Below are 10,325 nucleotides of genomic sequence, written 5' to 3'. Positions count from 1 at the left end.
CGGGACTGAACACCTAGCGGTGCGATGTGCCGTGGAAATGTCTGCGCATGTCGCCATCGCCCTGCCGTGTGCCAGGCGCTCGATTGCGTGTTAGCCGTGCCAAACAGACAACGACCTCCCGAAGGAGGTCGTTGTGACAACACGTGCATCAGGACAGCGTGCTCAGAAGCGCTGGGTGTACTGCAGGTAGCTGTAGCGTCCCGGGATGGCATAGGCCGGATCGAACGAGTTGGCCGAGGCGCTGAGCGCGACCGGCGGGTCGCGGTCCAAGACGTTGTTCAGACCCAATCGCACGGTCGCATTCCATGGAAGCTGGTAAGACACTTGCATATCGTTGAACGCAGTCGCCGCAACGTGGCGATAGTTTCCATTGTCGTCCAGTTCCGAATCGTAGTCCTTCATGCCCGAGTAGTAACGCACGGCCCAGTTGGCGGCCAGATTGCCGTAGCTCCAGTCCAGGGTGAGCGTGCCGCGGGTGCGCCAGTTCGGCTTATTGGTGTGGTAGATGCCGTTGTAGCTTTCCCACGCGGAATTGTCGTCCTGCTTCTGCTCGTTGACCGCCACGCAGGTCGAATCCAGCGTGAGCATGAACTGGCCGATTGCGGTCTGTGGCAGTTTGTAACGTGCAGTGAAATCGTAGCCTTGCATGCGTTGCTTGCCGACATTCACCGGCTGGATCACCAGGCCGGTGATGGCGCCTGTCGCGTCGCGGGCCACCAGATCGCAGAACGCCGAGACATTGAACTGGTAACACTGCGACAGGATCTGATTGGCGCTGAATTCGGTGATGGCGTCGGTGATCTCGATCTTCCACCAGTCCAGCGACACATCCAGGCCTTGCACCGAGGCAGGGCTGTAGACAAAATCAAGCATGGTGTTCTTGGATTTTTCCGGTTGCAGATTGGCGTTGCTGGTGTAGGTGAACGGACAGATGGTCTGGCCGGAGTTGCCGCTGGCGCTATTGTATTCGGCAACGTAATTGGCAGGCACGCCGCGGGCTGCGCATGTGGCCGCAATCGCGCTGGTGTAGGAGGTGCTATTGGTCGAGCAGAGATCGGAATAGGTATCGAAACTGTCCGAGGCGCCCAGATACAGATCTTCGATCGACGGCGCACGGAAACCGGTGGCGTAATTGCCGCGAATCAACAGGTCGGCGACCGGCTTCCACTTGAAGCCGAACTTGCTGTTGGTGGTGCTGCCGAAGGTGTTGTAGTCCGAATAGCGCACTGCTGCGCTCAATTCCAGCAACTGCGCACTGGGTACGTCCTTCAGCAGTGGAATGGCCACTTCGGTGTAGTAGTCGTTGAGCGTGTACGAGCCGGAGGTGGGCGTGAACGAATTGCCCGAGGTATAGCCGGCCGAGATCAATGCATCCGGTGAGGAGAATCCGCTTTCCTCGCGGTGTTCGACGCCGGTAGCAAAACTCATCCAGCCGGCCGGCAGCTCGAACAGGTCGCCGGTGAGGTTGGCGGTGAAGCTGCTGTTTTTGTATTGGTACGTGTTGTGCGCAGTGAACAGGATGTAGTCCAGCATTTCCCGGGTCACGCCACCGGCCGGCGACAAGGGGCTGAACGGTACGCAGCCGGTAATGACCGCGCCGCCGCTGTCCAGGCACGCCAGGGTGCCATTGACGATGCCGGATGCACCGAGCGCATTGCTCAGGTTGAGCAGATTGACATCGCCATACTGGGTTTCGGTCTGGTCGGTCTGGTTGTGCGCAAAGCCCACATCCCAACTGAACTGTCGGTCGGCGAACTGGAAGTCGCCTTCCAGCCCGGTGTACACGTGCGAGGTCTTGACGTCCTGCTGGTAGGTGCGCGCGAATTCGGTCAAGCGGTGCGACCAGCCCACATCGCGCCCGTCGCCGCCGTAGGCCGTGTTGTACGGGTTGTAGTAGCTGTCGCCGCTCAACAGGATGCCGGTGTTGACCGAAGCCAGCGGAAAGCCGGCCAATTGCTGCGACGACTGGCGGCGGTTATAGAGTCCATCGAACTTGAAGCGCACGTTGTCGGTGAGTGCGTAGTTGCCCTGCACGTACAACGCGTCGCGCTTCTGTGGCGTAACCAGGTAATTGTCCTTGGCGTAGTTGTAGCCATATTCGGATGTGCTGAAGGCGGTGTACTGGTCCAGGCCGTAGCGCGGATACCTGCTGTCGCGGCTCGCGGTGGCATTGTCGGGCAACACCGTCCAGGCGCCGCTGGTGCCATTTGCACGGAGGCGGCCGCTTGCCGAGTAGCTGCTGTAGGCCGACGAGCCCGCTCCGTACACCGGCTCGGCGGAGATCTCCCGGTCGCCTGCCATCACCGCATCTTCCTTGACGCTGGACAAGCCGATGACCAGATTGCCGCGCTCGCTGGTGGCGCCCACGGTGGCGTCGAAGGAAGTGCGCTGACCGTCGCCCTGGCCCTATTGGCCAACGTAGGCGTTGACTTCGGCACCATCGAAATTGGTACGGGTGATGATGTTGACCACGCCGGCGATGGCATCGGAGCCATAGATCGACGAGGCGCCATCCTTGAGCACTTCCACGCGCTCCACGATGGCCGAGGGAATGGTGTTCAGATCCACCGAGCCGGACAGGCCAGAGACCCAGCGCCGGCCGTTGACCAGCACCAGCGTGCGTGAGGCGCCCAGGTTGCGCAGGCTCACCGTGGCCGAGCCGTCGCCGCCGTTGTTGACGGTGCTGTTCATCGTTGCACCGTTGGAGGGGATGCGCTTGAGAACATCGGCGACCGAGGTCAGGCCCTGCTTTTCGATGTTCTGGCGCGTGAGCACCAGCAACGGTTGCGAATTTTCCACATCGACCGAGCGGATGCGCGAGCCGGTGACTTCGATCTTGTCCAGGTTGGTCGGACTCTTGTCGGTCTGTTCCTGGGCGATGGCGCTCGTGCTGACGCACAGGCTGATGGCGATCGCGAGCGAGCCCCGACGCATCGTCGGGTGGAGCGTTGTCATAGTCATAAGTACGGCGGTTCCCGGTAGAGGAGGAGCAACAGCGCGATCCCCGTGAATGACACCTGCATGCGTGCGGTGTCTTCGGCACGTCACGCAGGCTTAGCGGGAATTTAACGAGCGGGTTTCGCCGACGTTTTTCGCCAATCGGCGCCTTGTTGCGTGGCCACGCGCGCAATGCAGCGGCGCGCCATGCAATGCCTGCGCAACGCCGGGCGTGCGCTGCAGCGACGTGAGATGACCTGCGCGGACATATGTCGCCGCCGAACGCGACAACCTCGCTGCACGCAACATCAGGCCAGTGTGGCCGCTGCGCCAGCGCGGTATGCCCAAGGGGTTGGCTCGGCGCCGTGCGCGTTGCGGGTACCTGGCAAGGTTTGTTTCGCTGCGCAGGGTGCGATGTGGTTTAATCGCCGCCGAAGTGGGGGTACCGCAGCGTGCTGCGGTTGAGATAGTCCCTTCGAACCTGATCCGGCTGATACCGGCGTAGGGAAGCTTCGTCAGATGCGATGGTTCGTGCGTGCACGGGCGATCCGCATCGAGCGCCGCCGCTTCGTCCGCACTGCGACTCCTTCGCAGGGCCAGCACACAGGACGAATGCCATGAACGCCGCGCCCACCGTTTTGCAGCAACAAGCCCAGTCGTTGTCGGAGGCTGTCACCCAGCCGATTCCCGGTTCGCGCAAGATCTTCGTGCAAGGCTCGCGCGCGGATCTGCAGGTGCTGATGCGCGAGATCGCGTTGACGCGCACGCCCACCTTGTTCGGTGGCGAAGAGAATCCGCCGCTCAGCGTCTACGACACGTCCGGGCCTTACACCGATCCGCGGGTGGCGATCGATCTGGCCGCCGGTCTGTCACCTGTGCGTGCGCAGTGGATTGCCGAGCGTGGCGACACCGTCGCCCTGGACGGGCTGAGCTCCAGTTTCGGGCGTGGCCGCGAGCACGACGCGCGTCTGGATGCAGTGCGCTTTCCGGCGCGGCGTCTGCCGCGGGTGGCGCGCCAGGGAGCCAACGTCACCCAGATGCATTACGCGCGCCGCGGCATCATCACGCCGGAAATGGAGTACGTGGCGATCCGCGAAAATCAACGCCTGGAAGCGGTGAGCGATGCAAGCTTGCGCAAGCAGCATCCAGGCCAGGCGTTTGGTGCCTCGATCCAGCAACGCATTACACCGGAGTTCGTGCGCGAAGAGATCGCGCGGGGCCGCGCGATCTTGCCCAACAACATCAATCATCCCGAAAGCGAGCCGATGATCATCGGCCGCAATTTCCTGACCAAGATCAATGCCAACATCGGCAACAGCGCGGTGTCTTCGGGCATCGCCGAAGAAGTGGAAAAACTGGTGTGGTCGATTCGCTGGGGCGGCGACACGGTGATGGACCTGTCCACCGGCAAGCACATCCATGAGACGCGCGAGTGGATCATCCGCAACTCGCCGGTGCCGATCGGCACGGTGCCGATCTATCAGGCATTGGAAAAGGTCGATGGGCGCGCCGAAGAACTCACCTGGGACATCTTCCGCGACACCTTGATCGAACAGGCCGAACAGGGCGTGGATTACTTCACCATCCACGCTGGCGTGCTGCTGCGCTACGTGCCGCTGACCGCAAAGCGCGTGACCGGCATCGTGTCGCGTGGCGGTTCGATCATGGCCAAGTGGTGCCTGGCGCATCACAAGGAGAACTTTCTCTACACGCACTTCGAAGACATCTGCCAGATCATGAAGGCCTACGACGTGGCGTTTTCGTTGGGCGATGGCCTACGCCCCGGCTGCATTGCCGATGCCAACGACGCGGCGCAATTCGGCGAGCTGGAAACGCTGGGGGAACTGACCAAGCTTGCCTGGAAGCACGATGTGCAGACCATGGTCGAAGGCCCGGGCCATGTGCCGATGCAGTTGATCAAGGAAAACATGGACAAGCAGCTGCACGAGTGCGGCGAGGCGCCTTTCTACACCTTGGGCCCGCTGACCACCGACATCGCGCCGGGCTACGACCACATCACCAGCGCGATCGGTGCGGCCATGATCGGCTGGTTCGGTACCGCCATGCTCTGCTACGTCACTCCGAAAGAGCACCTGGGCCTGCCCAACCGGCAGGACGTGCGCGACGGCATCATGGCCTACAAGATCGCCGCGCACGCGGCCGACCTCGCCAAGGGGCATCCGGGCGCGCAGGTGCGCGACAACGCCTTGAGCAAGGCGCGTTTCGAGTTTCGTTGGGACGACCAGTTCCATCTTGGCCTGGATCCGGAAAAGGCCAAGGAGTTCCACGATGAGACCCTGCCCAAGGACGCGCACAAGCTGGCGCACTTCTGTTCGATGTGCGGGCCGCACTTCTGTTCGATGAAGATTACCCAGGACGTGCGTGATTACGCGGCCGAGCACGGCATGAGCGCGGCGCAAGCGTTGTCGACGGGCATGCAGGAAAAGTCCGCGCAATTCGTGGCGCAGGGGGCGCAGGTTTATCGCGCCACGTGACGCGTTACATGGAGGCCCTTGACAAAAATCTAATGTATCGCCTGCTTATGAAAAGTTCAGTTTTGCACTGAACAGATTGCAGCGCGGTCCGCAAGTGCCGCGCCGCGACCGGGGTGCAAGCGATTCCAAGAGATAAGGGTTTCGGCTGATTTAGCTGAATCGCAGATAAAAAAATCGCGCCGGAAGGCGCGAAGGGTACATCGTCATTATTCGAATTCGTCGGCGAGTAGAGAGGGGGCCTGACGCTGCCGCCTGTCATAGGAAGCAACGGGGCATAGCGTAAAATCTGCACCAAATGGATGCATGACACAGTTGGTCGTCGTCCTTTGCTGAATTTGGCGTTTCGCGGACGACGCGGGGCGTTCTTTGTCGTTCTTGCATGCCGACGCGTGTTTTTGCCGATGAGTGTTCCTCCCGTTATTGCAATGCCATCGGGCCGGCTACGTGTCGGCCAGTGCGTGGTCGACGTTGCCTCGCGCGAAGTGCACGCACCTGGCGCAAAGCGTCCGGCGCGCCTGGCGCCCAAATCTCTGGCGGTGTTGCTGACCCCTGGCGCGCCAGCCGGGCCAGGTGGTCACACGCGAGCAACTGCTTGCCGAGGTGTGGCCCGATACCCTGCCGACCAACGATGTGGTGACCCAGGCGGTCACGCAACTGCGTAAAGCCTTTGCCAGCCACGGCGGGCAGCGCTCGGAGCACATCGAGACCATCGCCAAGACCGGGTATCGCTTGATGGCGGCGGTTGTGTGGGAAGCGCATGCAGCTGCACCGGCAACGCTGACGGACGAAGCACCTGGTTCGGATGCGTTCGAGCCGGCGCAGCCACATCAAGGCGTGGCACCCGTCCCCGACCAGTCCGACGCTGCTGCACCTCCCCTCCGCGCCGCGCCCGGCCAGCCTGTGGCGCCCGTCGTTGCGACGCAGGCCGCGCCACGACACCGGCGCTGGATGGCGCTGGCAGTCGCCGGCGTGGCATTGCTGGTCGTGCTGGGCCTTGCGGTGTGGACCTCGTGGCGCCGTGCCCCGGCACCTGAGGCCGAGCAAGCGCATGCGGTGTTGGGCAGCCCCAAACGGCCGTACCGGGTGATTACTGCTGGCGGTGGATTCGATCTCACGCCGAGCCTGTCGCCCGATGGCGCGAGGGTGGCATACGCCTCATTGACCCGCGATCGTGCCGGCACCTCGATCCTGGTCAAGACCACCGACAACGCCTATCCGCGGGTGCTGGAGACACCTGCGCCCGGCGTCTCCGATCGTTTGCCGGCGTGGTCACCGGATGGCCGGCAGATCGCGTTTTCCAGGCAGGCGCCCGATGGGAGCTGCCGGGTCATGATCGCTGCGGCCACCGGGCTTGCGGCGTCGCGCGAGGTCATGCGGTGCGATGGTGCCGACATGCTGAGTTTCAGCTGGTCGCCGGATGGGCGCGTGCTGGTGTTCGGAAGCATGACCGGTACGCACGGCGCAGCCCGCATGCGTCGCCTGGATCTGGCAACCGGGCAGTGGCAAGACGCTGGACTATCCGGCGCAGGCGGGCGATTTCGATTACGCGCCGCGGTATTCGCCCGATGGGAATTGGATCGTGTTTTCTGCGTAATCCGCAGCTCGGAGACCTGTGGCGGATTCCGGCCGAAGGCGGGGTTGCCGAACGGCTCACCCATGACAATGCCGATATCCGGGGATGGAGTTGGTTGCCCGACGGCAGCGGTCTGATCTTCGGGCGTCGCGTGGACAGCGAGGCGCGGCTGTATCGCCTCGACCTGCGAGACCACAGCTTGCACGATCTGGGCGTGGACGACGCGCAAGCACCGGACGTGGCGCATGGCCATTTGGTGTTCGTGCAACGCAAACCGCAATTCGGCGTCTATCAGGTCATTGGCGACATGATGAACGGTGGCTACATTCGACGCCGCCTGTTTCCATCCAGCGGCCGCGACGATCAGCCGATGGTTGCGCCGGACGGGCGCCAGCTGATCTTTGCGTCCAATCGATCCGGTGCGTATGGGCTGTGGTGGGGCGATGTCAGCAAGCCCGGCTCGGTGCGCTTGATCGAAGGGCTGCGCCCGGATTCGCGCCAGGCCGCCGACTGGTCAGCCGATTCGCAACGCGTGCTGGTCAGCGGCAGCGATGCAGCCGGGCATGCGGCGCTATTCGAAGTGACACCCAGCAGCGGAAAGGTAGTGCGACTGCCGGTGCCGCAGCCGCGCCCGCTACAGGCGATTCATCTTCCCGATCCCGACCGGTTGCTGGTGCTTGCTGCTGCCGACGACGGGCATACCTTCGCAACGCTGTACGACCGGCGCAGCAGCCCGTGGCGCGCGCTGGCAACGCTGCAGGATGTCTCGCAACTCCGGCTGGATCGCGTCAGCGGACAGGTCTTGCTGACCCGCCTCAGCGGCGGCGGCGTCTGGCAGGTCGCTCCGTCGCTGGCGGCTGACACCTTGCAGGCCGTCGATCCGCAGCAGCCGTCGCGCTGGCGGTATCGCAGTTGGGCACCGGGGGTGAATGGCCAACTGCATTACCTGTCGTCGACCGACAGCTGCGCTGCCTCCGATAGCGAGCTGCGCAGTGGTCGCGGCCAGTGTCTGGATGCGGTCGAGTTCACCACCATCAACGGTTTCAGCCTGAACCAGCATGACGGGACACTGTATGTGTCGCTAGCCGAAGAAGATGGCAGCGCCATCGCCTACATGCCGCTGCCGCAGCGTTCCGTGGCGCCTGTCGGCATCATTGCTAACGCATTGTCGGTATTGAGAAAAATCGCCTCGTAAGTTCTTCGGAAAGGCTTCGTGGCACTTTCGGCACAGTTTCGTCAGAACTTCCTGACTGACGCCACATTCGGCAAAACACTACTCCCTCTTTTGTACAGGGGGCTGCCAACATGCAACAGGTCATCACCGCAGATCGTGGGCTTGCGCTCGCGCTTGATAGCGCCAGCGAGTCGACATCGACCACCTGTCTGGCGGTCTCGCGGCTCGGCAGCATCCCCGTACCAGCGCCGCGACATTCACCTTGTGGATACAGCTGCGTGGACGCGCATGGGTGGAATCCAAGGAGGGCCGTTTTCGTCTGCGCGCCGGGGACTGGATCGCCTTCGACAAGGATTCCCATCCCACCGTGCAGGCAGACCGCAGCGCGCTATGCGTGGGCGTCGGTCTGGATGGCGATAGCTTGCAGTCGCTTGCTGAACTGACCGACGCCACGCTGTATCCCGGCCGCGCCCAGTTGTCGCGCGGCGATCTGCGCATCGCCTTGCGCTTGTGGCGCAATGCTGCCGCACAAAGCGGCAAATGCGTCAGCGCGGCCGCTATTGTTGCACCTGGCGGCGATGCAGCGCGATTTCATTGCGCAGGAACAGCGTTGCCCGGGCCGTTCGCGCAGCCGTCGGCGTCAGGTGTTCGGGCGCATGCAGCGGGCGCGGCTGTACCTGGAAGGCAATAGCGACCGCCTGGTGCGCATCAGCGAACTCGCACAGCTGACCAACTTTTCCAGTTGGTACGTCTCCAAGACGTTTCAGAGCTTGTACGAGGAAAGCCCGCAGGCGCTGTCCGCACGCTTGCGTCTGGAACGCGCCTCCGATTTGTTGCGTGATACCTCCATGATGATCGGCGAGGTTGCAGCCGCAAGCGGCTTCGACAATTGCTGCAGCTTCGCGCGCGCGTTTCGTGCGCGCTTCGGTGTCTCCGCATCGCACTACCGCGACCAAGCGGCATCCGCCAGATTCGGCAAAGCCACGTAACGTGACGCGCAAAGCGACGGCGTTCACGCAATCGTAATTTGCACGGGGGCGCTTAACGCGCCACTAACGAACCCTGGAGAGATTGATGAACCTTCGCACTTCCGCAGTGCGGCTGGGCCTGTTGCCCGCCGGAATTGCGATCGCGTTGACGCCGGCTTTTGCCGCCAATGCACAAGAGCAGTCCGCCCCATCGACCACGACGCTGGACCGCATTGAAATCACCGGCTCGCGCATCCGTTCGGTCGACGTTGAAACCGCACAGCCGGTGTTCACCGTCACTCAGCAGGACATTCAGAAGTCGGGCCTGGTCAGCGTTGGTGACATCCTCCAGAACCTGTCGATCGCCGGCACCCAGACCTATAGCAAGGCTGCCGTGCTGACCTCGAATCCGGAACAGGGCGGCCAGTACGTCAACCTGTACAACTTGGGCGAGAACCGGACCCTGGTGCTGGTGAACGGCAAACGTTGGACCAGCAGTCTGGCTGGCCTGAGCGACATGTCCACCATCCCGAGCTCGCTGATCGAGCGCATCGAAGTGTTGAAGGATGGCGCCTCGGCGATCTACGGCTCCGACGCCGTGGCCGGTGTGGTCAACATCATCCTGCGCAAGAACTACGACGGTGCAGAGGCCTCGGCGTACTTCGGCCAGAACGGCCGTGGTGACGGTTCCAAGGAGCAGTACTCCTTCACCGCCGGCACCACCACCGACCGCGCCTCGCTGGTCTTCGGTGTCAACTACACGCAAGAAGATCCGGTCTGGGCAAAGGACCGCGTGCTGACCCGTTATTCGTCTGGTCCGAACCACATTGAAGACGGCCTGAGCGCAACCGGCCCATGGGGTCGTTTCACCTCCGGCGGCGAAAGCTACGTCCTCAACCACACTGGTTCGTTCGACGGTAAGGGCGTAGGTGCAGATTCGCGCGATCTGGCCAATTACCACAACGACATTACTACCGACGACTACTACAACTCCATCGATCAGATGATGCTGCAGCAGCGACGTCCCCCCGATTTTGAGTAGCACGCCAGTTTGGAGTCCAATTCCCTACCTGAAGGAGATTGGACGTGAAGAAGCGTTTTACCGAGGAACAAATCATTGGCTTTTTGCGCGAGGCCGAAAGCGGCGTGGCGATCAAAGATCTGTGCCGGCGACATGG

General features: G+C 62.6%; 2 protein-coding genes, 4 pseudogenes and 1 riboswitch. Of the genes and pseudogenes, 5 read left to right on the top strand and 1 reads right to left on the bottom strand.

The features are described 5' to 3' along the window. Positions 1-162: 162 nt before the first annotated feature. Positions 163-2,934: pseudogene (locus tag XAXN_RS13085) on the bottom strand (TonB-dependent receptor). Positions 2,935-3,365: 431 nt separating this feature from the next. Beyond that, positions 3,366-3,463, top strand: a riboswitch (TPP riboswitch). A 91-nt stretch (positions 3,464-3,554) separates the two neighbouring features. Between XAXN_RS13085 and thiC the strand changes: the two are divergent. From thiC to XAXN_RS13060, 5 genes and pseudogenes are all read left to right on the top strand, one after another. Continuing rightward, a complete protein-coding gene (gene thiC / locus XAXN_RS13080) occupies positions 3,555-5,432 on the top strand; it encodes a phosphomethylpyrimidine synthase ThiC (protein ID WP_054319854.1) in 1,878 nt (625 codons plus the stop codon). A gap of 425 nt (positions 5,433-5,857) precedes the next feature. Next, positions 5,858-8,200: pseudogene (locus tag XAXN_RS13075) on the top strand (winged helix-turn-helix transcriptional regulator). Between the two features lie 110 nt (positions 8,201-8,310). Next, positions 8,311-9,205, top strand: a pseudogene (locus XAXN_RS13070) (helix-turn-helix domain-containing protein). A 48-nt stretch (positions 9,206-9,253) separates the two neighbouring features. Next, positions 9,254-10,165: pseudogene (locus XAXN_RS13065) on the top strand (TonB-dependent receptor plug domain-containing protein); the annotation flags it as partial. A gap of 68 nt (positions 10,166-10,233) precedes the next feature. Next, positions 10,234-10,325: transposase (locus tag XAXN_RS13060; protein WP_134984881.1), on the top strand; the 92-nt coding region annotated here is incomplete at its 3' end.

It is taken from the genome of Xanthomonas axonopodis (assembly GCF_001304695.1).
Classification (GTDB): Bacteria; Pseudomonadota; Gammaproteobacteria; order Xanthomonadales; family Xanthomonadaceae; genus Xanthomonas; species Xanthomonas axonopodis.
This window is presented reverse-complemented; position numbering and strand designations above follow the sequence as displayed.

Bases quoted from the DNA above. Each gene is read 5' to 3' on its own strand.
- thiC (WP_054319854.1), top strand. From the start codon at position 3,555: ATGAACGCCGCGCCCACCGTTTTGCAGCAACAAGCCCAGTCGTTGTCG.